This is a genomic window from Kitasatospora terrestris, assembly GCF_039542905.1.
Lineage (GTDB): Bacteria > Actinomycetota > Actinomycetes > Streptomycetales > Streptomycetaceae > Kitasatospora > Kitasatospora terrestris.
The window spans coordinates 883,504-910,128 of sequence record NZ_BAABIS010000001.1; the positions used below are offsets into that span (position 1 = coordinate 883,504).

The window sequence follows — 26,625 nt, forward strand, 5'->3', positions numbered from 1 at the left end:
CCCCGATGCGTCGAGGGACGGACCGGACGGCAGGTCCGCACGGGCGGACGGCCCAGGACCAGGCGGAGATCATCCTGCGGACCGCATCGCTGGCCTCGGGAGGTTCGCCGGGGAGCGCCGTCCTCGGGGCCGTCGGGCCGGTCGCCGTTGGGCGTCCGGGCCGTCGGTTCCCGAGCGTTGCGGGTCGGCGACCCGGTGTTCGGCGTACCGCCCGAGTGGTCGTCCAGGACCTGGGCGGTCCCCGCCTCCTCGGTTCCGCCCCCCCCCCTCTCACGCTCCCTTCGGGTCGCCGGTGGACCGGCCTTCGCCGAAGCCGTCCACGTCCATCGGCTCCGGGGTGGGCTCCGGCCCGGGCCGGGTGAAGGTGGAGTAGGTGTCCATGAAGTCCGGGTCGTGCGGGCCCGAGATGTTGTTCTCGCGCGGGTCGGCGACCGACGCCCACAGCGTCCAGCCGGAGCGGAAGTTCTCCGGCATCCGTCCGGTCGCGGGGGTGACCTTGCGGTCGGTCAGGTCGGCCCACCGCAGCTGTCCGTCGCGGTCGTGGACCAGCGCGACCGCGTGGCCCGCGCCCTCCTTGCCGGCGCCGAGCACGGTGGCGAAGCTGCCGGGTCCGCCGGCGCGCACGGTGTCCATCAGCTTGGCGACGGCGGCGTCGCCCTCGCCGAACAGCGCCGGACCATCGTGGCGCTTCCACAGCGTGTTGCCGGGGATCGGCTCCACGGTGCCGTGCAGCGTCTGCCCGGAGACCCGGGGCCGGCCGAAGTGGGTGTCCCGGTAGGCCTCGACGTTCTCCAGGCAGGCGTTCAGGTCGTTGCCGACCCGGAAGCCCTCGGCCGGGTGGACGGGTGCGGCGTGCGGGTTCACCTTGCCGAGCAGCAAGGAGCTCATCGGCGGGTGCACCGTCGGCTCGCCGCCGAGGTAGCGCACCAGCTCCTGGGTGAGCGGGTGCTCCCGGTCGACCGCCTGGTAGCCGCGGTCGTGCATCACCGCGTCGGTGTTCTCGTACGACGGCGTCCGGCGCCGCTTCGCCTCCCGCTCGGCGACCGGCTGCTCGTCCGGGTCGTCGTCCTCGTCCCGTCCGCGCTTGCGGTCGTTCGGCTGGGCGGGCTCGTGCATCACGGCGTCGCCGTCCGCGTCCCGCTGGTGCGGGGCGGTCCGGTCGGCCTGGTCGACGTCCATCGGATCGGACTGCCGGTGCTCGGGCGTGCCGGTGCCGGTGCCGGTGCCGTGGGTGGTGGCGGGCGGCGTGGACGTGGGCAGCGAGCCGAAGCCCGCGGCGGGGTCGTGCTGCTGCGCGTCGGCGAGGCTCTGCAACTGGCCGGCACTGTCACGGGACATGACGGACAGCCAGGAGCGGTCGTTCTGCGGGGCGAACTCGGCGAAGAGCTGGCGCTGCAGCGACTCCAGTTCGTGGAAGCGCTCGCTGGAGTGGCCCATCGCGCTGATCCGGGCGGTGAACAGCATCGCCTGGTCCTGCGCGAACTGGTGGTCGGCGGCGGCCTGCTGGTGCAGCGCGACCGCGCCGTCGTGGACCTGCTGCATGGTGGTGTCGGGCTGCTTGAGCGCGCCGACGGCGTCGGCCTGCTGGGCGAGCCGGGCCCGCATGTCGCGGACCTGTGCGAGCAGCTCGTTGCGGACCGGGAGGAGTTTCTGGTCGGTGGCCGGCGGGAGCTTGCCCACCAGCTTGTTCGCCAGGTCGTCGAACCGCTCGACCTGCTCCTTCGCGTTGATGTGGTACGGGCCGACCGTCATCCGGACCCGGTCCGCCTCGGTGGGCGGGTCGAGCCGGAACGGGCGGGTGGTCTGCCGGCCGATGTGCGGGTTGCCGTGCTCCTGCACCGACTCCTGGCTGGTGATCTGCCAGCCGTCCGGACCGTGGTGCAGGACGTTGGTGACCTCGAAGGTGAACGGGTGCGGCGAGCGGTACTCGTCCGGGCCGAACCAGTCGGTGACGGTCTTGCCGGCCCGGAAGTCGGCGCCGCCGATCAGGTTGTTCTTCGCCGAGTACGACTGGAAGTGCCACAGCTGGAAGGTGTCCGTGTGCGGGTTCACGTCGGTGGCGACGAACGCGCAGCCGTTCATGCCGCCGGTGAACACCAGCGCGTCGCCCGGCCGCGCCGGGTCCGGGTGCAGCGGCACCTCGACGTGCCCGATGGTGTGGTCCTCGCCCGCCGTCCCGGACTTGTACGGGGCGTACAGCGCGGTGACGTAGTGGTGGTCGGGCATCGGGTCGGGCAGCCGGACACCGGCCGGGGGCCGGAAGTCCTCGCTGTGCTGGGCGTACTTCTCCCATGCCGGGGTCAGCACGAAGGCGTCCCGGTCGGGCGTGCTGCGGGCGGGGTCGCGGACCAGCGCGAACCAGTGCCGGTCGCTGTCCTCGAACCTGGCGAGGAAGGAGTTGACCTGGTGCTGCTGCAGCCCCTCGGTGCGGAGCTTCAGGCCGGAGCCGAAGTCCACCCCGACCGGGGTGTCCCGCAGGAAGCTCCCCGGGTCGTGCATGATCCCGTGCTCGGGGGTGCCGACCGGCGGGAGCAGCGGCTCGACGGGCGGCAGCTGCTGGTCGGCGTCCTCGTGCGGGTGCTGCGGGTCGGCCTCGTGGTGCTGGCCGTCGTGCTGCGGCCCCTGGTGCTCCGGCGTGCCTCCGTGCTCGGCCGCCGTCTGGTGCGAAGCACCGGACCCGGAGCCGGAGTTGTGGCCGGTGGTCGGCGGCGGGGGCGGTGAGGGCAGCGAGCCGAAGCCCCGGGTGCCGGTGCCCTGGTGGCCGTCCGCGGCGGGGTGCGTGACCGGCGGCGGGGGCGGCGGCGTCGGGACGGCGTCCGTCGCCCGGCGCTTGGACGGCGGCGCGTCGGTCATCAGCACGTCGTCGTCCGGATCGAGCCGCCGCTTCTCCGGCCGGACGGTCTGCTGCGAGGCCATCGAGTGGTCCTGGCTCTGGTTCTGGTTCTGGTTCTGCGACAGCATCGGCACGTCGTGGTCCTGCGAGGCCATCGGCACGTCGTGGACCTGCGACGCGGTGGGCGTGTCGTGGTCCTGGGTGGCCATCACCACGTCGGTGTCCTGGCTCGTGGCGGGCCGGGGCGTCGCGGGGGGCGGGGTGGCGCCGATCTCGTGGCCCTCGGCGCCCGGGCGGGCGTCGCGGGCGGGGTCGTGCAGCGCCTCGGAGCCGACCACCGGGTTGGCGGACTGCCCCGGCTGACGGGTGAAGTCGCCGGACGAGGAGACCGGGGTGTCGCCGCCCGCGTGGTTCAGCATGCCGTGCTCGTCGGCGATGTTGACCGCGCTGGCGCTCGGCTTCTGGCCCGGCTGGTGGAGGTCGACCATGTCGGCCTCGGTCTTGGGGGCCATCAGGTCGCGCAGCTCGCGCGGGGCGAGGCCGGTGTCCTCCAGGGTGCGCAGGCCGCGCAGCAGGTCCAGGGTGTGCGGCGAGTACAGCGCCTCGGGCGGCAGGTCGCCCTTGGCGACGGCGGTGAGCACGTCCTGGTCGCGGACCACGTGCGGGTCCAGGAAGTTCTGGATCCACTTGTTGGTGAGTTCGTCGCCGAAGCGCAGGTTGGAGGCGCTGTTGGACAGGCCGGCGGTGATCTCCTCGATCAGCTTCGGCACGTCCTCGACCTTGGCCTGCACGGCCCGGTCGAACAGGCCGGCGGGGTGGTTCTCCCCCGCGCCGGCCCGCGGGAAGCCGCCGCCGTACTGCTGGGCGACGGCGGCGATGTCCGCGTCGGCCTTGGGCAGCAGCTTCTCCGCGGCCTTCTGCTGGGCGGCCGGGGTGCCGCCGGGCTTGAGGGTCTGCGCCGCCTCCTCGCGGCGCCGGTCGACCTCGTCCTGCCGCAGCTGCTCGCGCTCGTTCGGCAGCTTGTCGGCGAACGCCTCCAGCTGCTCGGGCCGCACCGCGCCGGGGTCGTTGCGCAGCTGGTCCGCCAGGCTCTTCAGGTCCTGCCGGTCCTGGCCGAGGCGGTCGTACGAGCCCGCCAGGTCGTCGATCCGGTCGGCGAGGCGCTCGTGCGCCGGGGAGTTGCCGGGGCCGGCGGGCGGCTCGGCGGCGGCCTGCCGGGCGGCCGCGACGGCGTCGTCGAGGCGGTGCGGCCCGGTGATGCCGTGGACCAGGGCGAGGTCCTCGACGGCCTGCTCGCGGACCTTGGTGCGGACGTCCGCGAGGGCGTCCTTCATCTCCGCCAGGTGCTGCGGCGACGGGGCGTCGGAGAACCGCTGCACGGTGTCCGCGTACCGGTCGAACTCGGCCTTGGCCGGTCCGACCAGTCCGGAGCGGTCGAGCTGGTTGCGCACCTCGTCGCGGGCCGCTGCGGCGCTCGCCGGGTCGTCCAGCTTCGCGGGGGCGAAGGCGGACTCCAGCCCGTCGTTGCCGTAGGCCTTGCCCAGGTCCACGTCCTTGGCGGTGTAGCCGAGGTCGCGCCAGGCGAGCGCGGCGTGCTCCATGTCGTTGGCGCCGAGCCGCTTGGCGGCCTGCTTGCCGGCCTTGTCGAGCACGCGGTGCTGGTCGGGCGCCATGGTGTCGGCGAAGTCGGAGAAGGTCCGCGACGCCTCGACCCGGTGCTGCTCGTCGCCGAACGACCGGGCCTTGAACACGGCGGCCGTCACGTACTTGTGCACCATGTAGTCGGCCACCACGTGGTTGCGGTTGACCACCGCGGTGCCGAGCTTGACCTTGCCGTCCTCCATCCGGCGGGCGGTCTTCTCGGCGTGCGGCTCGCCCGCCATGACGCCGTGGTCCGAGTACCCGAACGCGGCCCGGTAGGCGCCGTCCGCGAACAGCTGGTCGGCGCCCTTCTTCGGCTTCGGCGGCGTGGCGCCGTAGTTGCCGGCCAGGGCGTCCTTGCGGGCCTGGAGGTCCTTGGCGAGCTCCTGCTCGCGGAGCTTGAGGTCCTCCACCCGGCTCTCGTACACGTTCCGGGTGGTCTTCGCGGCCTTCTCGGCCGCGCTCTCGTCCTTGCCGCCGCCGGAGATCCGCTTGGTCTTCTCGCCCTGGTAGGCGTTCTCGGCGTCCTGGAGGCGCTGGTCGGCCGAGGTGCGGAGGTCGGCGACGGACTTGCGCTGCTCCTCGATCCGCGCCATCGCGTCCTTGGCGATCCGCGGCTCGGCCTGCGCGCGGGCGTCCTGCAGGGCCTTGAACTCCGCGGTCCCGGCCTTGGGTTCGCCCTTGAGCCGGGCCAGCTCGTGCTCGTAGACGGCCAGCCGGTCCCGCTGGCCCTCCAGGTGGGCCTTCGCGGTCTCCAGGTTGTGCTTCTCACCGGCCAGTTCGGCCTGCCGGTCCGGCGTCTCGTGGGCGATCGCGTCCAGCCGGTGGTTGACCGCGTCCAGCTGCTCGGGGACGTTGCGGCGCAGCACGTCGACGTGCAACTGCTTCTGCTGCTCGTACGCGTGCATGATCGCGTCGGTGTCGCCGTCGATCAGGGCGGACCGCTCGTACTTCTTCAGGGTGTCCTTGACCTTGTCGAACTCCGCGGAGTCCGGCAGGAAGTCCTTGATGGCGTCGAAGGTCTTCTCGCCGTCGATCTTGTGCGAGTAGCCGTCGTCGGCCGCGGGCTTGCTGCCGAAGCCGGGTGCCTTCGGCGGCGGCGGGGGCAGGTGGGAGGAACTCCCGCCGTGCTGAGCCGGGTTGGCCGCCGGCGGGGTGGGCGGCGGCGTGGTCGGCTGCTGGTGGGCCGGGGGGTTGCTCCCGTTGCCGTCGACCTGGTCCATGAACTCCCGGAAGCCCTCGTACATCCGGTTCTCGGCCGCGGTGGCGTGCACCGGGTTGGCCGGACCGGCGTGCACCGCGCCCGGGTCCTTGCCGTACAGCCGCTCCAGCAGCGGCAGCACGGCCGGCTCGTGCTGCCGGACCCAGTCCGCGCCGTTGTTGCGCGGCTGGCCGGTGTACGGGTCGGTGCCGTGGTTGTTGCCCAGGTAGGCGTTGGTGACCTGCGCGAAGTACTCCTGCTCGTCGCGCGAGGAGTAGTTGTCGACCGGCTTCCCGCTGCCGTCGTGGCGCGGGCCGTCCGGCCAGGCGGCGTTCGGGTCGCCCTGCTTCTGGTTGAAGGTGTCGGTGATCAGCTTCTGGTCGTTCGCGTCCAGACCGTAGCGGTGCACGGTGTGGGTGAACTCGTGCGTGGTGGTGGAGTACCCGTCCTCGTAGTGCCCGCCGTGCCCGATCGGGGTGTGCTCGCCGAGCAGGTTCTCCTCGGTGACCGCCGAGTGGCGTCCGCCGGAGCCGCGCATGTCGTCGTAGCCGCGGCCGGCGCCCGCCGAGGAGTTGTTGTGCACGCCGCGCAGGTTGTTCAGCTCCGGGACGTCCGGCATCCGCACGTCCTTGGGGACCACCACGACGTCGGCGCCGTTCTTCAGCAGCCGCGCGGTGGTCTCCGGGTCCTGGAGCATCCGGGCGATCTGCTGCTGCGCCTCCTGCCGCGCCGAGGCCGCGCGCTCGGCGCGCGGGTCCACGTGGACCATCAGCTCCGCCGCGGTGCGGGCGAAGTCCTTCGGGGGCAGCCCGTTCTTCAGCGCGTCCACCGTCTGCGGGTCGCGCGCCAGCCACCGCCGGTTCTCCGGCGTCAGGCTCGCCAGCTCCCGGGCCCGCTCCTGCGGGGTCATGCCCGGCAGGTCCTGGCGCAGCCGGTCGGCGCCGACCGGCGGCGTCGCCACCGGTCGCTGCTCTCGGCCGAGTTGGTCCACCGCGTCGCGCACCGGGGTGCGGTTGGAGAGAGCCTGCAGCTCCGCGTCCCGCGCCTGCCTCTGCCGGTCGAGGAACTGGTCGTGGCTGCTGGTCGACGGCGTGTTGTGCTGACCGGTGGCGGGCGGGTTGGTGTGACCCGTCGTCGGCGGCTGGTTGTGCGCGGTGGACGGCGGCGCGTTGTGGCTGGCGGCCGGCGTCGTGGTCGCAGCCGGAGGCTGGTGGCCGGACGGCGAGGATCCGGCCGTGCCGTGCTGGGTCGGCGGGGCGGGCGGGGCCGGCGGGGTGCTGTCGCTGCCGAGGCTCCGGGTGGAGGGCGATCCGCTGCCCTCACCCTGGTGGGACACCGGCGGAGGCGGTGGGCTGTTGTCACTGCCGAGGTGCTGGTTCGACTGCGAGGAACTGCCCTCGCCCTGGTGCGGCACCGGCGCGGCCGGCGGCGCGGGCGGCGCACCGTTGCCGTGCTGCAGGGGCCTGTTCGCCGGGTCGTACCCGGTCGGCTCCGGGGCGAGGTAGCCGAGCCGCATGTTCCCCGGGTCGGTGGCGGCGGACGCGTCGTGCGGCGCACCGCCCGGGTTCGGCCGGCCGGAGTCGGTCAGCCGCACCGCCGGGACGCCCAGCATCTCGGCCACACCGGGAATCCGGTGCCCGTCGCTGTTCGGGTGCTCGTGGACGTGCGCCTTGCCAGTGACCAGCACGTACTTGCCGGTCCCGCCGCTCTCCGAAATGGCGTGGTTCATGTACGAGTTGAGCAGCCGCGCCCGCTCCTGCAGCGGAAGCGGACCGGCCCCTCCCGGCCGACGCGCCGGGTAGCCGTCCACCGCGTGGACCGTCACGCCCTCCTCCTTGGCCTTCACCACGGTCTCGTACAGACCGTGGCCCGCCGGGGAGTTCGTGTTGCTGTCGTACGTGCGGAGCATCTTCTCCAGGTTCGGCGACATGGTGCCGCCGGGGCGCTGGAACTCGTCCAGGTGCTGGCGGAAGGCGTCGTCGCGGAGCGACTCGACGTAGATCCGGTCGACGCCCGCGGCCTTCAGGTCGTGCATGTTCTCGTTGAGGAAGCGCCAGCTCGGCGACTGGTTGTGCGCCTCGCCCAGCACGATCCCGTCGTGGCCGGGGTGGCCGCCGTGCCCGTTCAGCAGCCGGTTCGCGCCGTCCATGGCGGAGTTCGAACCGTCCAGGTGCTCGTTCACCCGCTGCTCGCCGACCGGGTGCCAGGTCTGCTCCGAGTCGTGGCGGGCCAGTCGCTCCAGCACGTTGCGCCGGATCTCCTGCTGCTGGAAGTGCTCCTGCGTGCGGAAGTCCAGGCCGCCCGCCGCTTCCAGCACGCGGTTTCCGTTGAACTCCACGGCGCCGTCACCGAGCGCGGTGCGCAGCGGCCCGGTGATCGCGTTGGAGGCGTGCGGGTGCAGGGCCTTGAGGGTCAGCGGGTCGAGGTGCGTCTTGAACGACTGCGAGTACGGGCTGACCTTGACGTCCGGCCTGCCGCTCGGCGTCAGGACGCCCGAGTCGTGGCGTCCCCACGAGCTGTGCGGCAGCGTGTTCGCCGCGGCCTGCAGCTCGCCGGTCAGCTTGAAGTTGAACTTGTTGTTGCTCTTGTACTGGGCGAGCGCCGCCGCGTCCGCCTGTGGCGGGTGGATCAGCGACGGGCCGTTCGGGTGCTGGTGCAGCTGCGCCAGCTCGTGCGGGGTCGGTGCCTCGTCGATCGGACGGATCCGGTCGTTGCCCGACGGCGGCGGGGGCGGCGGCGGAAGGTGCTCGTCGCCGGTCCGGCCGGTGCGGGGCGTGGACGACGAGGGCCCGTTCGGGTCGCCGAGGGTCCGCGGCGCACCGCCAGCCTGGTGCTGCGGCGGCGGGGGCGGCGGCGGCACGTGGGTGTCGGACGTACGGCCCGCACCCGGCCGGAGGGTGCCGCCCGCGGGCTGCGGGGTCGGCTCCACCGGACGGTTCGACACCGGACCGGTCGGGCCGTGGGTCGACGGCGTACGGCTGCCACCGCCCGGGTTGTGGGCGGCGCCGCCGCCGGCCACCGGGCCGGGCACGAACCCGCCCGGCATCGGCGGCGTGCCCGCCGGCTGCTGCCCGGTGGATCCGGCACTGTCGGGCACGACGTGCCCCGGCACCGTCTCCGGCCCGGGGGCCGGCCTGGTCTGGGTCTGACCGCCCGCGATCCGGGTACCGCCGTCGAGGTGCGTGTCACTGCCGGACCCGGCCAGGTGCGCGGCGCCGCCGAGCATCCCGGACAGGTTGGGCACCGCCGCGCCACCGCGCTGCGGCGCCACGTCGGACGACTCCGGAACACTCCCCCGCACCGGCCCGCCGGCATGCCCGGCTGCCTGGTCAGCTGCCGGCGGCTGCTCGTGCACCGCCGGGCGCGGGCCGCCCGACGTGCCGGGCTGCTCCTGCCGAGGCGTGTTCTCCGGGCCGTCGTGCGCGGTCGCGGGCTCGTGCCGCGGCTGCTCGTGGCGCGGAGCGTTCCCGGCACCGTTCTGCTCCACCGCGGGCTCGTGCCGCGGCGTGCTCCCCTGGCCGGCGTGCTCCGGGGCCGGTGTGTGCTCCTGCGCCGGCTGCTCGTGCCGGGGCGCCGCCTGCTGCACCGGCTCGTGGTCGCCGCGCTGCGCCACCGGCTCGTGGGTGGGCTGCTCCTGACGGCCCACCGGGTCGTGCGACACCGGCGGAGCCGCCTGCTCGTGGCCCGGCCGGGAACCCTCCGGACGCGGCGCGGACTCGTGCGAGGCCGGCGGAGCCGTCTCCGGGCGCACCGACTGCTCGTGACGCGGCGCCTGCTCCTGACGCGGCGGCGCGGACTCGTGGGACGCCGGCGGAGCCGTCTCCGGACGGGCCGTGTTCTCCTGACGGCCCACCGGGTCGTGCGACACCGGCGGAGCCGCCTGCTCGTGGCCCGGCCTGGAACCCTCCGGACGCGGCGCGGACTCGTGCGAGGCCGGCGGGGCCGTCTCCGGGCGCACCGACTGCTCGTGACGCGGCGCCTGCTCCTGGCGCGGCGGCGCGGACTCGTGCGAACCCGTCTCCTGGCGCGGCACCGACTCGTGGGCGACCGGCGGAGCCGCCTGCCCGTGGTTCGATCCGGCACCCTCCGGACGCGGCGCCGGCTCGTGTGCGGTCGGCGTCTCGTGGCCGCCCTGGCGCGGGACGTTGCCGGCGCCTCCGGCCGTCGCCTCGTGGGTCGGCGGTGCGGTGTGGCTGCCACCGGCGGACGCCGGGGCCTCGCTCGACCGTCCCGAGCCGAACGGGCTCAGCCCGTTCACCTTCGACTCGCCCGCGCCCGTACCGGTGCCCGAGCCCGCGTGCGTGCCCGCACCGGAACCGAGGCCCGGACCCGAAGCCGATCCCGACCCGGCGCTCGCGTGCGAACCGGCGCCCGACCCTGCGGCCGTCCCGGTCCCGTCGTCGACCGACCGCGTGCCGGAGCCGGAGCCGGAGCCGGACGGGGAGCCGCTGCCGCCGGTCGGTCCGTGGTAGCCGGCCTCGCCCGTGGAGGTGCTGGGCTTGTTGAAGGTGGGCGGTCCGTCGTGGGTCCCGCCGGTGTTCGGCAGGTCCAGGTGCGGGACCTCGGCGGGCTTGGGGGCGTTGGCGTGGCCCTTGATCGCGGAGGCGCCGGCGTGCAGGCCCGCGCCCGCACCGCCGGAGAGTCCGGAGCCGAGCAGGGACTCGCTGTCGACCTTGCCGGTGGTGATGAGCTGGGTGGAGACGTCCGCGCCGACGCCGACGACCGCGCCGGTGCCCATCTTGCCGGCGGTGGAGTTCAGCGCGCCTTCCATACCGAGCTTCTTGCCGGCACCGCCGATGCCCTTGCCGATCAGGTGGCCGGAGGCGCCGCCGATCGCGCCGCCGAGCGCGTTCTGGCCGAGCTCCTTCGTGTCGATGCTCTTGCGGTGGCCCTCGGCGAGTTCGATGCCCTGGGCGAGCAGGTTGATCGCGGCCATCTGGGCGGCCTGCTTGGCCGCCATCTGGAGCATTTCCTTGAGCAGGGTCTTCAGGACGGTGGAGACCACGGTCCGGCTGGCCCCGATCATCACCGGCACCTGGAGCAGCGAGGCTCCCGCGGTGAACGGGGCCTCGGCCTCGGCGGTGGCGAGCTCGAAGGCGAGGATGCCGAGCTGCGCGATGATCTGGATCTTCGCGGTCTCGGCGGAGTTGGCCATCTGCTCCAGCATGTCGCCCATGCCGTTGAGCGCGTTGATCGCGCCGGGCAGGTAGCCGGGGTCCTCCTGGGTGCCCTTGCCGGTGGTGAACTTGGCCCAGTACGTGTTCAACGCCTCGGCGGCGACGCCCTGCTGGCCGTCGAGCGCCCGCTTGATCGCGGCGTCGGAGCTGTGCGTGGCGTCCTTCAGGCCCTCGGCGGCCTTGCGGCAGTGCTCGGCCATGTCGCGGAGCTGGTCCTCGTCCGCCTCGGGCCAACGGCAGCCCGCGAGCAGCAGGAGAACCCACTGGAGGGGCTCGGGGAGTTCGACAGCCATGGGTCAGTGCCTTCCGCTGGGACGGATCCGCGGGGTCACCGGGATGTGTACGGGGTTGTTCACGGGCGCGCTCGGAAGCGTCGGCGCCTGGGGAATCGGGCTCGCACCGGTGTCCATGCCGTTGAACGCGGAGGTGATCGACTCGTCCGCGTTCTGGTAGCCCTCGGCCATCGCCTTGATGCCGTCGGCGATGCCCTTCAGCGCGTCGGGCAGGCCCTTGACGACCTCCAGGGTGTCCTTGCTGTACTTCAGGTAGCCCTTCTCACCCTCGGCGAACTTCTTGCCGGACTCGTCGTTGCCCCACGGGTGCTGCGCCTCCAGCGAGGGCAGGAAGGCGCTCAGCGAGGTGTAGAGGGAGCGGACCTGCTCGGACGCGGCGAGCAGCGGCGAGACCGCCGCCCGGTACTGCTCCGGGGCAACCCGGAAGCCCTGCCCGGCACCGCCCCCGCCGTCACCGGACGCGGCCCTGCGCTTGCCCGTCTCCGGCGCGGTCAGACGCTGCTGCGCGGCCTGGGCCGGAACCGTGCCCGACATCCGGCGCAGCGGCTCCGCGGCGACGGCGTCCACGGCGGTGCGGGCCGTGAGCCCGTCCTGCAGCCGCTCGGTCCCGGACACCGCCTGCAACGGCTCCGCCGCCGTCCTCCCCGACACCGCCTGCAACGGCTCAGCCGCGACCCGTCCGCTCACCGCCTGCAACGGCTCGGCCTGCATCTCGGCGGCCCGGAGCGTCGTCGGCTCCGCGGGCATCGCGTCGGCCAGCCGGGCCCGCTGCATCGGTTCGGCCTGCACCTCCGCCATGCGCGCCTGGAGCATCGGCTCGGCGGGGACGCCCTCGGCGGCGACCGTGCCGATCCGCATGCCTTCCACCCGGGTCAGGTGGGCGGGTTCGACCCGGGCGGTGGCCTCGGCCTCGTACCAGGCCGGCTCGTCGTTGCTCATGGTGTCGGTGTTCCTTCGTCAGTGCGGGTGCGACGGGCGGGCGCGGTTCAGTCCGCGGCGGGCGCGGCGAGCCGGGTGAGTGCGGCGCGCAGGAAGGGGCTGGGGACCTGGTAGCCGCCCTCCTCGCGGAGCGGGGCGGGCCGGGCAGGGGCTTCCGCGGCCGGGGTGCCGGGGGCGGCGGCCGTCGGGGTGCCCGGGGTGGCGGCCACGGAGACGGCCGGGGTGGCGGCGGTCTCCGGCGCGTCGGGGTGTCCGCGGCGCGCCGCAGCGGCCCGGGAGCGCTCCAGGTAGCCCTCGTCCTCCTCGCCGGCCGGTTCCACTGCTGTGACGGCGCGCTCCTGACGGGCCGCCGGCTCGACCGGAGCCGTGGCCGTCGCCGCAGTCCCGGGCACGGTCGCCGTCTCGGCCGCGGTCGCCGGCTCGGTGCCGTCGCCGCCCGCCGGGGCGCCGAGCAGCACGCCGGCGAGCTGGTTGAGGACCGCCTGCTCGCTGGTGGGGCCGGGGGCGGCCGCGGGTGCCGGTGCGGGTGCCGCGAAGGTGCCGTCGGCGCGTGCGTCGTCCAGCCAGCCCTGGCGGGCGCGCTGCCAGCGGCGGTCCCGCTGGACGGCATCGCCGGCCTGGCCGAGGATGCCGGCGTCCGTGGTCGGCAGCTCCTCCTCCTCGCCGCCTTCGGTGCCGAAGCGGGTGGGGCTGAGGAAACGGTTGCCCTTGCGGCCTCCCCCGCCGCCGCCGCGCCCACCGGCACCGGCGCCGGGCATGTGGCCCATGCCGCCGCCCATGCCGCCCGCGGCGCCGGCCCGGGCCCCACTGCCTGCGGCTCCGGCTCCGGCACCACCGGCCGCGCCGGCGCGGCCCATCGCTCCGGCTGCGGCGGCGCCGCCCATGCCGCCGCCCATGCCGCCGGCCGACGCCGCGCCGAGGCCGCCCGCTCGCGCCGAGGCGACGCCGTCCGCCCCGCCGCCGAAGGCGCCGGCGCCACCGAGCGCACCGCCGAGCGCGCTGCCGAGGCCGCCCGCCCCACCGAACGGGGACAGGCCGCCGGCCCCGGAGCCGCCTGCTCCGCCGCCCAGGGCGCCACCGAGTCCGCCGCCGACTCCGAGGCCGGTGCCGAGCGCCGAACCGCCCGCGCCCCCGCCGAGGTTGAGGTCGGACATCCCGGCGAGGTTCAGCGAGCCGTGGCTCGGGCTGAGCGGCAGTGGCGTGAAGGTCGGGGTGCCGGCGCCGACGCCCGCGCCGCCGCCGAGGTCCAGCTGGGTGGGGGTCAGCGGGGTGAACGGCTTCAGCCTCGGCGTGTCCGACCCGCCGCCCCCGCCGTGGGCGCCGTCACCGCCGCCGTACGCGCCGCCGCCTCCACCGGCGCCACCGCCGTACGATCCGCCCCCGCCGCCCCCGCCGCCGTCACCGCCGGCCCCGTCGAATCCGATCGGGTTGGGGGCGGGCATGGCGAAGGGGGCGGTACCGGCGACGGCGTTCATCGGCAGGCCGGTGGCCGGGTCGATCGCCGCACCCGGCACCAGCGGCAGGCCCGTCGTGGGGTCGATCGCCGTGCCGGGCGGGATCGGCAGGCCCGTCGTGGGGTCGATGGCGGTACCGGCCGGGATCGGCAGGCCGGTCCGCGGGTCGATCGCGAGGGCGGGGCGGCCGTCCACGGCGGTGCGGGCGCTCAGCGTCCCGTCGCCACCGGCGCCGCCCCCGGAACCGCCCGCGCCGTTGAGGGTGCAGGTCTTGCCCATGCCGGTCATGTCGGCGATGTGGCCGGCGCTGGTGCGCAGCATGCCGTCGACGCCATTGCCGACCTCGCCGATGTACTGGTGGTAGGTGGCGGCGGCCTGCTTGATGCCCTCGGACTGGGCGATGTCGTCGTTCTTGCCGGCCGGGTTCTGCTCGATGTACTCCTTGGCGTACTGGAGTTCGCGGATCATCTCGTTCTTGGTGCCGGTCAGCGCCCGGGTCGCGCCGTGCAGGCTCTGGGCGAGGCCGTGTCCGGCCTGCAGGGTGGTGGCGACGTGCGAGCCGTCGCCGGCGGCGAACTTCTCCAGGTACTGCTGGAAGCTGTCGGCGGCCGGTCCGGACATGCTGGCCATCGCGCGCTGCGCGGCCTGGGCGATCGCCTGGACGTGGGTGCCGGCGACCTCGTTCCACTTGTCCCAGGCTTCGGCGAGCCGGGCCAGCAGCTCCTCGTCGCCGTCCGGGAAGGCGATGTCCGCGCCGTTCTCGTTGCTCTGCACGGTCTTGAGTACTTCGGCGAGGTCGGCCGGCAGCTCGATCATGGCGGGAGGCTCTCCGGAAGGTGTCGGTGACGGTTCGGCGGGGCCGTCACCGGTGTGGTCCGGTGACGGCCCGTCGGGGCTGGGGGTGCCAAGGGCGTGGTGGCGGCCGGCCGGGCGGGCGGTCCTCGGCGTCGGGTGGTTCGACGCCGGGCCGTCGCCGCTCGGGCCGGCCGGCGGGAGGTCGTCGGGACCTCCTCGGGGATCAGATCAGCATGTGTCCGCCGCCGCCCCCGTGCGGCCGGTCCACGAACAGCGGGTTCGGGTGGTCGTTGTAGTCCAGGTCCGGCGCGTCGGGGTCGTGGTAGCCGACTCCGGCGTCGGGGACGCTGACCGGGGCGACCGGCGGGGGCGGGGCGACCGGGTCGAGGTCCGGGAGGGTCCTCCCGACGGGCATCGCCAGCGGTGCGGCGGCGACCCCGTCCGGCAGGCTCACGCCGACCTGGGTGGCGGCGGCGGGCACCGTCCCCGACGGCAGGCTCAGGGCAGCCGGCGAGGCGGGCACCGCCCCGGTGCCGCTGATCCCCGACAGCGCGGACGCCACCTGCTCGTCGTTGGAGGAGTGGCGCGCCGCCATGGTCAGCAGGTTCTCGCCCATCGCGGAGGCGTTGCGCATCAGCACCCTGATGCCCTCCAGCACCTGCTCCTGGTGCTGGGCGAGGCCGCCGACCGAGGAGCCGGACCCCTGCAGCGACTTGCCGAGCAGGTCGGTGCCGTAGACCGAGGCCTGGACCTGCTTGAAGACGGCCTCCAGCTGGTTGGCCGGGCCCTCCAGCTCCTTCAGCAACCCCATGATCGTCTTGGCTGACGCCTGGACCTCGTCGAGGTCGATCCACACCGATTCGCCGGCCATCCCCGGACACCCCTCCCGCTGACTCTGCCCCGTGGTTCGGGCGGCAAGGGACTTCCGGGCCCCCGGGGCGACCGGGTGAGCAGAAGCGGACGCGGTGCCACGGGCGCCACCGGGAAACCCACGGCGGCCGCACCCTCCCAGACTCCCCCGCGCCACTTGCGCCCCGCATGCGCGTCGCTAACGTCTCGTCAACCGATTTCCGCAGCTCGCCGCCGGAGTGCCGGCCCGCACCGGGCCGGCGCCGGTCCGTCCCGCTCATCCCGGGCTGATCTCGTCGGCGCGGCGCCGCCGGCCGGCGGCGGACCGCCCGAGTCCGGCGGCGTCCTCGGCGCCCGCGAGGGCGCGCAGGACCTCGGCGGTGGCCTGGTCGTGCCCGAGCTGCTCGGCCTCGGCGAGGGCGGCCAGCAGCCGGACGCGGGCCTCGGAGTGCCGGCCGAGGCCGGTGAGCGCCTCGCCGCAGACGGTGTGCAGCAGCACGCGTCGGACCTCGGGGCCGTCGTCCGCGGTCAGCTCCAGCCCGTGCTGGGCGTGTTCGACGGCCTGCCGGGGGCGGCCGGTGGCCAGCATGTGGCGGGCGAGGTGGTGCAGGGCGAGGGTGACGGTGTGCCGGTGGTCGACGGCCAGGGCGATCTCCAGGCCCTGGGCGAGTCCGGCGCCGGCCGCGGCGGGGTCGCCGAGTTCGGCCTGCACCAGCGCCAGGTTGATCAGGGCGACCGCCCTGCCGACCTGGTTGCCGGCCCGCTGGGCGAGGTCGGCGGCCGGGGCCAGGCAGGTCTGTGCCTCGGGCAGGCGGCGGTTGGAGACCAGCACCCAGCCGAGCAGCGCCCGGACCTGGCTCTCGCCGTCGGGGTCGCCGGCCTCGGCGGCGGCCTCCAGGGCGTGCTGCAGCAGCGGTACCCAGCCGTCCCGCACCCGGCGCAGGATCAGCGGCCACTGGGTGAGCACCAGCCGCCAGGCCCGGGCGGGGTCGGCGGTGGCGATCAGCGTGGCGAGCGGCTCGCGGTGCGCGCCGAGCCAGGCCAGCGCCTCCTCGGCGGTGGCGAACTCGGCCGTGGCGCGCGGCCGGTGGCTGCCGGGGGCGGGGACGAAACAGGGCTGGCTGCCGGGTTCGGCGGCCTCGGCGGCACCGAGTCCGGTGAACAGGTACTGGTCGGCGAGGCGTTCCCGGGCCAGCCGCCGCTCCACCGGGCCGGCCCGGTCGCCCAGCTCCCGGGCGTACAGCCACACCAGGTCGTGCAGGGTGTAGCGGCCGCCGTCGGTCTCGGTGACCAGGTGGGTGGCGGCGAGCTGTTCGAGGGCCCGTGCGGCGGCGTCCGGGTCGAGGTCGCCGAGGGCGGCGGCGGTGTACGCGTCGATCACCGGCCCGGGGAGGTGGCCGAGGGCGCGGAAGAGGCGGGCGGCGGGCGGCGGGAGCTGCTCGTAGGAGAGCCGCAGCGCGGCGGTGACGCCGACCTCCTCGGCGGCGAGGCCGGCGAGTCGGCGCTGCTCGTGGCGGAGTTGGCCGACCAGGGCGGCGATCTGGCGGCGCGGGTCGGCGGAGACCTTGGCTGCGGCGATCCGCAGGGCGAGCGGCAGCCCCGCGCAGAGCCGGGCGAGTTCGCGGACCGCCGCGGGTTCGGCGGCGATCCGGGCCGGGCCCAGGACGCGGGCGAGCAGCGCGGTGGACTCGTCCTGGCCGAGCACCGGCACCGGGACGGGACGGGCCAGTTCGGAGACCAGCAGGCCGAGCATCCGGTGCCGGCTGGTGACCACGGCGACGGCGTCCGTCCCGCCGGGCAGCAGCGAGCGGACCTGGTCGACGTCCCAGGCGTTGTCGATCACCACCAGGATCCGGCGGCCGGTGGTGAGCCGCCGGTAGAGGGCGCTGCGGGCGGCGGCGCCGTCGGGCAGGTCCTCCCGGGCGGCGCCGAGCGCGGTGAGGAGCTCGCCGAGCACTTCGTGGACGTCGCACTCGGGGCGGCCGCCGGGGCCGCCGAGGTCGGCGAAGAGCAGGCCGTCGGGGAAGCGGGCGGCGTGCCGGTGCGCCCAGTGCAGGGCGAGTGCGGTCTTGCCGACCCCGGCCGGTCCGGTGACCAGGGCGATGGCGCCGTCGGGGGCGCTGCGGGCGGCGTCACCGAGGGCCGCGAGTTCCGCCTCCCGGCCGTGGAACCCGCGCGGGGCGCGGGGCAGCAGGTCGACGGCGGGCAGCGGCTCGGGTTCGGGTGCGCGCTGCTCGGGCACCCGGACCAGCACCGGCTCCGGCAGTACGGCGACCGGGGCTCCGCCGGCGGTGGCGGCGCCCTCGCCGCGCAGGATCCGCTCGTAGGCGGCGTTCAGTGCCCGCCCCGGATCGACGCCGAGGCGGTCGGCGAGCGACTCGCGGGTGCGGTGGTACCAGTCGAGCGCGTCGGACTGCCGCCCGGCGCCGAACAGGGCCAGCATCAGGGCGGAGACCAGCGACTCGCGCAGCGGGTGCTCCACCGTCTCCGCGCGTAGAATTTCCGCGGCCCTGGCCGGCTCCCCCAGCAGCCGGTAGTGCTCGGCCAGCGTCTCGACCGCGGCGAGCCGGTTCTCCTCCAGCGTCTGCCGCCAGGCCTCCAGCGGCGGGCTGGCCACCGTCCCGGTCAGTGCCGGACCGTGCCACAGGCCGAGGGCCCGCTCCAGCGCGTCCACCACGTCGGCGGAGTGCCGCTCGGCGCGGGCGGCGGCCACCAGCGCGTCGAAGCGCTCGACGTCCACCAGCCCGTCCGGCAGGTGCAGGGTGTAGGCGTCCCCGGCGGTGGCCAGGTGCACCTCGTCCCGGTCGACCCGCGCCTCGACGAGCAGCGCCCGCAGCCGGGACACGTGGCCCTGCACCACGGTCCGGGCGTTGGCGGGCGGCTCGGCGACCCACAGCGCCTCGGTCAACTGGGCGACCGAGACGGCGCGGTTGCGGCGCAGCAGCAGGAGGGCGAGCAGGCTGCGCCGCTTCTCCGGACCGAGCCGCAGTTCCCCGTCCGCGCCGTCTGCCGAGACCGCTCCGAGCAGCCGGAAGTGCACCGCTTCCCCCACCGTGTTCTTGTCATGCATCTGAAAACGGAGGTTACCCCGGCAAGATGACCACCATATTACTAACCGGTTGTCAGGTTCTCAGAGGGAGACGGCGCCACCGGGGGTGACGATCCTCACCCCCGCCTCGTCGAGCTCGATCGCCAGCGGAGCCCCCTCCAGCGCCGCCTCGTTCAGCAGGCTGCCGCTCGCCAGGTGCCACAGCCGCAGCGTCCCCGCGGTGTCGCCCGCCGCCAGCAGGGCCTCGCCGTCCAGCTCCCGGGCCACCAGCGAGCGCACCGCCGCGCCGCCACCGGTCAGCTCCGCGATCCGGCTGCCGTCCTCCACCGACCAGGCCAGCACGGTGCCGTCCGCCGCCCCGGCGATCACCACCGGGCGTCCGCCCAGCCGCCCGAAGGTCAGCACCTCGGCGGGCAGCGCCAGTCCCGCGCACACCGGACCGGGCCGGCCGCTGCCGCCGTGCCACAGCCGCACCGTCAGATCGGCGCCGACGGTGGCCAGGATCTGCTGCCCGCCGGCCCGGGTGACCGCCAGCGCGGAGGTCCCGGGGTATCCGGTGGCGAAGCGCAGCCGGGGCTCACCGGTGGCCGCGTCACGGACCGCGACCACCCCGTCCCGCCCGGCGGAGACCAGCAGCGGCGGCTCCTCGGCGGTGAACGCCAGCCCGGCGACCGGCCCGGCGTGCGGGGTGGGCAGCGGGTACGGGGTGCCGTCGCGCAGCACGTGGGCGCGCACCGCCCCGGCGGCGGTGCCGCACACCAGCAGCGGGCCGTCGGGGCCGTCCGCGGTGACGTCCAGCGAGTTCACCGGGCCGCCGTCGGCCGGCACCTCCACCAGCCGGGTGGCGGTCAGCGCGTCCCAGCACAGCACCGTGCCGTCGCCGAACCCGGCCACCAGCACGGCACGGCCCAGCAGTTCGCCGCGGGACAGCGCGGTGACCGGGGTGCCCGTCCGGCCCAGCGGGGGCGTCTGCAGGGCCGCCCCGGTGGCGGCGTCCCACGCGGTGATCCCGCCGCGCTCGTCGCCGACCAGCAGCCGGGCGCCGTCGACGGCCAGCGCGGTCAGCCACTCGCCCGCCGGCCAGCCGCGCAGCGGACGGCCGTCGTACACGTCCCAGGTGCGGACGGTGCCGTCCAGCGCGCAGGAGGCCAGCACCGGGCGGCCGTCCACCTCCAGGAAGGCCAGGCCGGTCACGGTGCCGGTGTGGCCGTCCAGCTCGGCGACCGGCTGACCGGTGGCGAGGTCCCACAGCCGGATCCGGCGGTCCTGGCCGGCCGAGGCCAGCACCGCCTGGTCGGCGACGGAGAGCACCGCGAGGGCGCGGACCTCGCCCCGGTGGCCGACCAGCAGGTGCAGCTGCTCGCCGTCCGCGGTGTTCCACACCCGGACGGCGCCGTCCGCACCGGCCGCGGCCAGCAGGTCGAGCCCGGCGCAGTGCGCCGCCCGCAGGACGGTGGCGCCGTTCCCCCCGGTCGGCAGCGCGCCCAGCACCCGGCCGTTGTCCGCGCGCATCGCCCGCAGGTCGCCGGACTGGCCCGCCGAGAACGCCACCGGGACGTCCCCGATCACCGCCGCGGCCACCGCCTGGGCGCCCTCCCCGCCCGTGGTGCCGTGCGCGACCTGCCCGGTGACGGCGTCCCAGACCTGCACCGAGCCGTCCGCCCCGCCGACCGCGAACAGCGACCGGCCCGCCGCCGCGCCGAGCGCCACCGCCGTCGGCAGCAGCCCCGCGTCCGCGTCCGAGCCGCCCAGCGCCTCGTCGTCGTCCAGCGCGGTCAGGCCGAACGAACCGTCCTCGTTCACCAGCGCGTACGCGGCCCGGCCGCCCACCGCGCCGACGGCCGCGGCCGTACGGGCCCCGCGAGCCACCGGAGCGGCCAGCGCCAGCGCCGAGCCCAGCGCCACGGGGGCGCCGGGCTCGGCGAACACCTGGTCGAGCAGCGCGTCCAGCACGGCGGCCGCCGCCGGCACCGGCGCCGCCGTCCCGTCGGTCCACTGCCGGCCGGGGCGGCCGGGCTGCCCGACGACCGTCAACCGCCGCGCCGCAGTGGGGTCCTCGACGGGCGACGGGGCGTCCTCGAGACCGCCCAGCACCCGCCGCACCAGCGCGGCGTCGACCCGCCCGGTACGCTCCGCGCCGTCCGCGCCGACCGCCCGGAACGTGCCGTCGACGGCGATCAGCAGCTCACCGCGGCCGCCGGACTCCAGTCGGATGCCATCTGCCATGCGTCACTCCTCGTGCCCTGCCGGGCAGTTGCCTGCCCGCGCGCTTGCCCGTTTCCTTGTCCGCTTCCTCGTCCGGTGGCCCACCGGGTGCGCCTCACCGGGGTGGCCCACCGCGTGGTTCACCGGATCGGTCGGAGCCCGTACCGGCCCTGCTCCGAACGCGCCCCGGTCAGCACAGGTCGTCCGGGACGAGAGTGGCGTGCACCGCGTCGTGCAGCCGCTGCGTGCGGGAACTGCGGAACAGCGCCGGGCGGTAGCCGGCCCGCCGGAACCCGATCGCGGCACCCATCACCTGGCTCGCCATGTTGTCGGCGGCCGCGAAGGCGTCGATCCGGCGCAGGCCCAGCCACTCGAAGCCGAAGCGGCAGACCAGCCGCAGCGCACCGGTGGCGGTCCGCATCCGGCGGTGCTCCGGCAGCAGCCAGACCGCCACCTCCGCACTCTCGTCCGCCGCGTCCAGGTTGACCAACTCGGCCCAGCCGACCGGCTCCCCGTCCAGCACCACGGTGAAGTACGCCGCCCTGCCGCCGGTCCACAGCTGCGGCGGCACCTCGGCCAGCCAGCGCTCGGCGGCCGCCAGGTCCACGTGCGGGATCACCGCCTGCAGGAACTCCCGCACCAGCGGATCCCGCGTCCCGCGGTACACCAGCGGGGCATCCCCGGGCACCGGACGGCGCAGCACCAGCCCGTCCGCTTCCAGCCGCGCTTCCCCCACGGCCGCGAGCGCCCGCATCGCTCCCCCTGACGCCAACGATTCCCCGACCTCCCCCACCGCCCGGGGGCGCGCCCCCGGGCCGGAAGTCCCGGTCAGTCAACCACACTCCGCGCCCGTTTCCGCACGTCAGCGAGACGTTAACCAAACGTGAGCGCCTCCCGCGCGGACACCGACGCCACCGCCCGCACTTCCGGCCGGCGGAAGTCGGGTCGCCCGGCCGGTCCACCGCCTGGAAGTGTTCGGCGCAGCGGTCGGCGCGTCCTGGGGCGTCCCGACCGCGGCCGGGGGCCGGTTGGGGGTCCCCCGGCCCGGGTCGGGCCGCAGCGGAAGCGGCCCGACCCGCAGTCCTCCCGTCGGGTGGCGGCGCAAGGAAGTCAGCCTCCCTGCGGCGCGGCTGCGTGAAGGTTCGGGCACGGCACGGCCGGACCTCCCGGGTCGCGGACCGGCGCGGAGCTGCTCGACCGTCGTGCCGGGTCCGAGGCCGGCCTGTTGGGCGGTGACGGTGTCCAGGCGGTACCGGTCGACGCTGAGGACGAAGAGGGCGCTGCCCACGGCGACGGGGGGCGTCGTGGCGGATCGTCGTGATCTTGGTACCGTCGGCGACGGCGTCGTGGTGGCGCTTGTCGAAGCGGACGATGCGGCGTGCGTCCGCGTCCGGGCGGCGTAGGTGTCCAAGAGCAGCCGGCGGACGGGGCGCAGTTGCGGCCCGTGCTCTCCGGGGACGGCGACCATCACGCCGGGGTGCGGGTCGATCAGGACCTGGCGGCACCGTCCGCAGGGCGGGATCAGGTCGCGGCCGCGGTCTCCGGCCGCAGCGACGGTCAGCAGCGGGCCCGCGTGGGCGGCGGCGACTCCGAGGACGACGAGTTCGGCGCAGGGTCCTCCGGGTGAAGCGGTGGGCGTTCACGGCGGTGTGGATCCTTCCGGAGGTGTCCATCGCCGCCGCTGCGACCGTGTGGTTCGGGTCGGCGCCCAGGGATTCGGCCAGCTCCTGCGCGGCGGTGACCACGCGCAGTTCCGATGCGAAGAGATCCACCCGCCGCTTCTGGCACGGCAGGTTCAGCGGCCGGCCCCGTCGATCGCCGCGAGGGCATCGATCTCGATGCGGAAGGACGGGTGGACGAGTCCGGCGACCCGGCCTGAAGCGCGGGACATCCCAGGAGATCAAAGGTGAAGACCCGTCGGATCCGGGCGGCCGGGTCGGATTCGCCCACGATCCGGCCGTCCCCGTCCACCGGTACCTGCCCGGAGACCGCGACCACCGGCCCGGTGAAGGCCACCGCGTGGCTGTAGCCGTTCACGGGTGGACTGCCCTGGGGCCGGACGGAGTGCTGCACGTGGTCCCCTGCTCCCTTGCCCGTCGGGTGTCGTTCACTGCTGCGGAGCGGATGCCGACACGGGTGCGTCCGTCCCGCCCGGCCCGGTCCGGGCGGCGGCGCTGCGGTCGCGGCGGGCCGGGACGGCGGCGGTCAGCATCGCGGCGGCGGTCAGGGCGAACGCCCAGGGGTAGCCCGTCGCGGCGGCGAGCCAGCCGAACGCGACGGCGCCGGCGCCCATGCCGGCGTCGTAGGCGAAGTTCCACAGGGCGCTGACGGCGCCGTAGCCGGCGGTGGGGACGCGCGCGTACATCAGCGTCAGGGTGGCGTTCTGGGCGACGCCGAAGCCGATCCCGAAGATTCCGGCCCCGGCGACCACGGCGACGGGGCTGCCGGTCAGCACCATGACGAGCGTGCCCGCGGCCGACAGGAGCAGGCCGGGGAGCACCAGGCGGGCGGGGCCGTGCCGGTCGCCGAGCCGGCCGGCGAACCAGCGCGCCAGGGTGGCCGCCGCGGGCTGGACGAACAGCGCCAGGGCGACCACGCCGCCGGCCGCGGCGGGGACGGCGAGCGGGAGGAAGGTGACGACGATCCCGGCGGCGACGGCCGTGGCCGCGAACACCACGGCCGGGCGCCGAAGTTCGGCGGTTCGCAGCCCTTCGGTGACGCCGACCGCCGGCCCGGTGGAGCGGATCCGGTCGGGCAGGCCGGGCACCGAGGCGATCGCGGCGAGCGCGACCACCCCCGCGGCCGTGAAGACCACGCCGTAGCCGGCGTGTGCGGCCGTCCACGTGCCCAGCGGCAGGGCCACCAGCGACGGGACCCCGCTGACGACGCCGACCAGGGCCAGCCCCTCCCCGCGCCGTTCGGCCGGGATGAGCGACGCCGTCAGGGCGCCGCCCGCGACCACGGTGAACGCGAAGCCCAGTCCGCGCAGCAGGCAGACCGCGACGATCCACCCCAGGGCGCCGGAGAGCGGCAGTGCCAGGGCCGGCGCGCCCAGCAGGAACAGGCCGACGGCCAGCAGGACGCGGTACCCGTAGCGGTTGACCAGCGCAGGCGTGGCGAGCTCGCCGACCACCGTCGCCAGCATCAGCGCCCCGGTGGCCAGGCCCGCCCGGCCGCCTCCGCCTCCCCCGCCGCTCGCCCCGGCGCCGACCGCGGCGTAGCCGGGGACCACCGACAGCAGCAGGAAGAAGCTGGTCGAGGCGGCCAGGCCGGAGACGAAGCGCAGCAGCAGCGGCCGGGTCACCAGGGGCGGACGCGGGGCGGGGGCGGGCGGAGGCGAGGAGTGGGTTCCGGTCACGGCACGACGCTAAGCGCGCGACCGGACCCCGGTAAGCTCCAGTTCCATGCCGCCGGAGTGGTCCAGTTCCCCGCCCGAGCTCCTGCTGGTCGTCGACCGGACCGGCGGCCGGCCGCTGCGCGCGCAGGTGGAGCACGGGCTGCGGGACGCGATCCGCACCGGCCGCCTGCGGGTCGGCGAACGGCTGCCGTCCTCCCGGGAGCTCGCCCGTACGCTCGGGCTCTCCCGCGGTCTGGTGCAGGACTGCTACGCCCAACTCGTCGCGGAGGGCTACCTGGTGACCCGGCCCGGTTCCGCGACCCGGGTCGGTGCGGGCGCCGCGGCCCCGCCCGGGGCCGCCGAGCCGCCCGCGAAGGCACCGCGCCCGGTGGCCGACTTCCGTTGGGGCGTGCCGGACTTGGGTGCGTTCCCGGTCCAGGAGTGGCTCTGGGCCACCCGCGAGGCCGCCCGCGGCATGGCGACGGCTGAGCTCGACTACGGGGATCCGCGCGGCAGTTCGGTCCTGCGCGAGGTGCTGGCCGGCTACCTGCGCCGGGTCCGCGCCGCCGCGGCCGATCCGGAGCACATCGTGGTCTGCAACGGCTACGCGCAGGGCCTGGGCCTCGTCCTGCGGGTCCTCGCGGCCCGCGGGGTGCGGACCGTGGCGTTCGAGGACCCCGGTTCACCCGCCACCATCGGCGCCGCCGCGACCGCGGCGGGCCTGCGCGCGGTGCCCGTACCGGTCGACGAGCAGGGCGTCGACGTCCGCGCCCTCGCCGCGACCGGCGCCGGCGCCGTCGTGGTCACCCCGGCGCACCAGTGGCCGACCGGTGTCGGTCTCGCCCCGGAGCGCCGGCTGGCCCTGATCGCCTGGGCCGGGGAGAACGACGCGACGATCGTCGAGGACGACTACGACGCCGAATTCCGGTACGACCGCGAGCCGGTGGGCGCGCTGCAAGGGCTGGCACCCGACCGGGTCGTCTCCCTCGGCACCGTCAGCAAGTCCCTCGCCCCGGCGCTGCGGATCGGCTGGATCGCCTGCCCGCCCGACCTGGCCGGGCCGCTCACCGAGCAGAAGCACCTCAGCGACCGCGGCACGCCCACCCTCGACCAGCTCGCCCTGGCCCGGCTCGTCGAGTCCGGCCGCTTCGACCGCCATCTGCGCCGCATGCGCGGCACGTACGGGGCCCGCCGCGCCGCACTGCTCGGTGCACTCGCCGAGCACGCCCCCGGGCTGCGGGTCACCGGCCTGGCCGCCGGTTTCCACGCCGTCGTCCACCTGCCCGCGGGCGCCGACGAGCGCTCGGTCGTCGCCGCCGCCCGTGAACGCTCCGTCGGCCTCTACGGCATGAGCACCTGCCGCGCCTCGCGCGCCACCACGCCCGCCCGGCTGGTCCTCGGCTTCGGCAACGTCGGCGAACGCGCGATCCGCGAGGGCGTCGCGGCGGTCGGTGATCTGCTCACCGGCCGCTGAGCTCAGCCGCCCAGGGCGGCGGCCCACTGCTGGAGCGCGCCGACGAGCCGGTCCCACAGGCCGGTGACCAGCAGCAGGCCGACCGCGACCAGCAGGCCGCCGCCGATCCGCATCACCAGGGCGTAGTGCCGCTTGACCACGGTGAAGGCTCCGAGGGCGCGCCGGAAGGCCAGCGCGGCGAGGACGAACGGGAGCCCGAGGCCGAGGCAGTAGGCGGTCATCAGCAGGGCGCCGCGGCCGGCACTGGCCTGGCTCCAGGCGAGGGCCTGGACGGCGCCGAGGGTGGGGCCGATGCAGGGGGTCCAGCCGAGGCCGAAGACGAAGCCGAGCAGGGGCGCGCCGGCCAGGCCGACGGCGGGCCTGCGGTGGGTGCGCAGTTCCCGCTGGGTGAGGCCGGGCAGGACGCCGAGGAAGGCCAGGCCCATGGCGACGGTGAACAGGCCGAGCACGGCGGTGATGGTCTCGCGGTGGTCCTGGAGGGTGTTGCCGAAGTAGCCGAACAGGGCTCCGCCCGAGACGAAGACCGCGCTGAAGCCGAGGACGAACAGCAGCGATCCGGCGAGCATCCGGCCGCGCCGGCGGGCGGTGGCGTCGGCGAGGTCGACGGCGGAGAAGCCGGTGACGTAGCTGAGGTAGCCGGGCACCAGGGGCAGGACGCAGGGCGAGAAGAAGGAGATCAGGCCGCCGGCGACGGCCACCGGCACGGCGAGCAGCAGGGTGCCGTGGGCGAGGGTGGCGCCGGGGTCCACGGCGAGCTGGCGGTACGAAGGGGTCATGGGGTGGCGGCCTCCGCGGTGATCGGGTCGAGGACGGCGCGCAGCTGTTCGGGGGTCACCGGGGCGGCGACGGCGGCGGCGATCCGGCCGGCGCGGTCGACGACCAGGGTGGCGGGCAGGGCCTGCACGTTCACGGTCTGCGGCGGGAGGGTGCGGACCAGGGCGCCCTTGGGGTCGTACAGGCTGGGGTAGGTGAGGCCGTGGTCGCGGACGAAGGTACGGGCGGGGCCGGGCTGCGGGTCCTTGGTGTCGATGCCGAGGAAGCGCACGCCCCGGGGCTCGGTCTCGGCGTGGACGCGCTGGAGGCCGTCGGCCTCGGCGCGGCAGGGGCCGCACCAGGAACCCCAGATGTTGAGCACCACGACGTGGCCGCGCAGGGCCGCGAGGCTCTGCGGGGTGCCGTCCAGGTCCTCGCCGGCGAGGTCGGGGGCGGGGCGGCGGTCGGCGGCCGCGAAGGTGACGGCGGGTGCGCCGGCGGCGGGCGCCGCGGCCGAGCCCTGCGGGAGGGCGTCGGCGGCGGCGCACCCGCCGGCGGGCAGCAGCGCCGCGGCGAGCAGGGCGGCCGCGGCGAGGGCGGCCCGGGGGCGGCGGTCAGGCAACGG

Annotated in this window: 13 protein-coding genes; 3 read left to right on the top strand and 10 right to left on the bottom strand. The window is 75.7% G+C overall.

The window, feature by feature from the left end:
- Positions 1-270 precede the first annotated feature (270 nt).
- From ABEB06_RS04365 to ABEB06_RS04395, 7 genes are all read right to left on the bottom strand, one after another.
- The gene (locus ABEB06_RS04365; RefSeq protein ID WP_345695440.1) at positions 271-11,145 is read right to left on the bottom strand and encodes a WXG100-like domain-containing protein; all 10,875 of its coding nucleotides are present in this window, start codon (positions 11,143-11,145) and stop codon (positions 271-273) included.
- A 3-nt stretch (positions 11,146-11,148) separates the two neighbouring features.
- Positions 11,149-12,084 carry a hypothetical protein gene (locus ABEB06_RS04370; RefSeq protein ID WP_345695441.1) on the bottom strand — a complete coding sequence of 312 codons (936 nt, stop codon included), beginning with the start codon at positions 12,082-12,084 and terminating at the stop codon, positions 11,149-11,151.
- Between the two features lie 47 nt (positions 12,085-12,131).
- Positions 12,132-14,354: a WXG100-like domain-containing protein gene (locus tag ABEB06_RS04375; RefSeq protein ID WP_345695442.1), complete on the bottom strand. Its 2,223-nt coding sequence runs from the start codon at positions 14,352-14,354 to the stop codon at positions 12,132-12,134.
- Between the two features lie 202 nt (positions 14,355-14,556).
- Complete coding sequence (locus ABEB06_RS04380) at positions 14,557-15,204, bottom strand: hypothetical protein (protein WP_345695443.1); 648 nt, start codon at positions 15,202-15,204, stop codon at positions 14,557-14,559.
- 255 nt (positions 15,205-15,459) lie between these two features.
- Positions 15,460-18,252 (bottom strand): AfsR/SARP family transcriptional regulator, encoded by a 2,793-nt coding sequence (locus ABEB06_RS04385; RefSeq protein ID WP_345695444.1) that lies wholly within the window; start codon positions 18,250-18,252, stop codon positions 15,460-15,462.
- 60 nt (positions 18,253-18,312) lie between these two features.
- Positions 18,313-20,457, bottom strand: a complete 2,145-nt coding sequence (locus tag ABEB06_RS04390) for a WD40 repeat domain-containing protein (RefSeq protein ID WP_345695445.1) — start codon at positions 20,455-20,457, stop codon at positions 18,313-18,315.
- Positions 20,458-20,626: 169 nt separating this feature from the next.
- Positions 20,627-21,190, bottom strand: a complete 564-nt coding sequence (locus ABEB06_RS04395) for a GNAT family N-acetyltransferase (protein ID WP_345695446.1) — start codon at positions 21,188-21,190, stop codon at positions 20,627-20,629.
- Between the two features lie 723 nt (positions 21,191-21,913).
- Between ABEB06_RS04395 and ABEB06_RS04400 the strand changes: the two genes are divergently transcribed.
- Positions 21,914-22,063 (top strand): hypothetical protein, encoded by a 150-nt coding sequence (locus ABEB06_RS04400; protein ID WP_345695447.1) that lies wholly within the window; start codon positions 21,914-21,916, stop codon positions 22,061-22,063.
- A 279-nt stretch (positions 22,064-22,342) separates the two neighbouring features.
- The gene (locus ABEB06_RS04405) at positions 22,343-22,465 is read left to right on the top strand and encodes a hypothetical protein (protein ID WP_345695448.1); all 123 of its coding nucleotides are present in this window, start codon (positions 22,343-22,345) and stop codon (positions 22,463-22,465) included.
- 78 nt (positions 22,466-22,543) lie between these two features.
- Here ABEB06_RS04405 and ABEB06_RS04410 read toward each other — a convergent pair whose 3' ends face one another.
- On the bottom strand, positions 22,544-23,794 hold the full coding sequence (locus tag ABEB06_RS04410) for an MFS transporter (RefSeq protein ID WP_345695449.1): 1,251 nt from the start codon (positions 23,792-23,794) through the stop codon (positions 22,544-22,546).
- Between the two features lie 46 nt (positions 23,795-23,840).
- On the opposite strand from ABEB06_RS04410, the gene pdxR reads away from it, so the two are divergent.
- The gene (gene pdxR / locus ABEB06_RS04415; protein ID WP_345695450.1) at positions 23,841-25,247 is read left to right on the top strand and encodes a MocR-like pyridoxine biosynthesis transcription factor PdxR; all 1,407 of its coding nucleotides are present in this window, start codon (positions 23,841-23,843) and stop codon (positions 25,245-25,247) included.
- 2 nt (positions 25,248-25,249) lie between these two features.
- Here the strand turns inward: pdxR and ABEB06_RS04420 are convergent, their stop codons facing one another.
- Together ABEB06_RS04420 and ABEB06_RS04425 are read right to left on the bottom strand one after the other, a co-directional pair.
- Positions 25,250-26,023: a cytochrome c biogenesis CcdA family protein gene (locus ABEB06_RS04420; RefSeq protein ID WP_345695451.1), complete on the bottom strand. Its 774-nt coding sequence runs from the start codon at positions 26,021-26,023 to the stop codon at positions 25,250-25,252.
- Positions 26,020-26,622 (bottom strand): TlpA family protein disulfide reductase, encoded by a 603-nt coding sequence (locus ABEB06_RS04425; RefSeq protein WP_345695452.1) that lies wholly within the window; start codon positions 26,620-26,622, stop codon positions 26,020-26,022. Before ABEB06_RS04425 ends, ABEB06_RS04420 begins: the two co-directional genes overlap by 4 nt.
- Between the last annotated feature and the right edge of the window lie 3 nt (positions 26,623-26,625).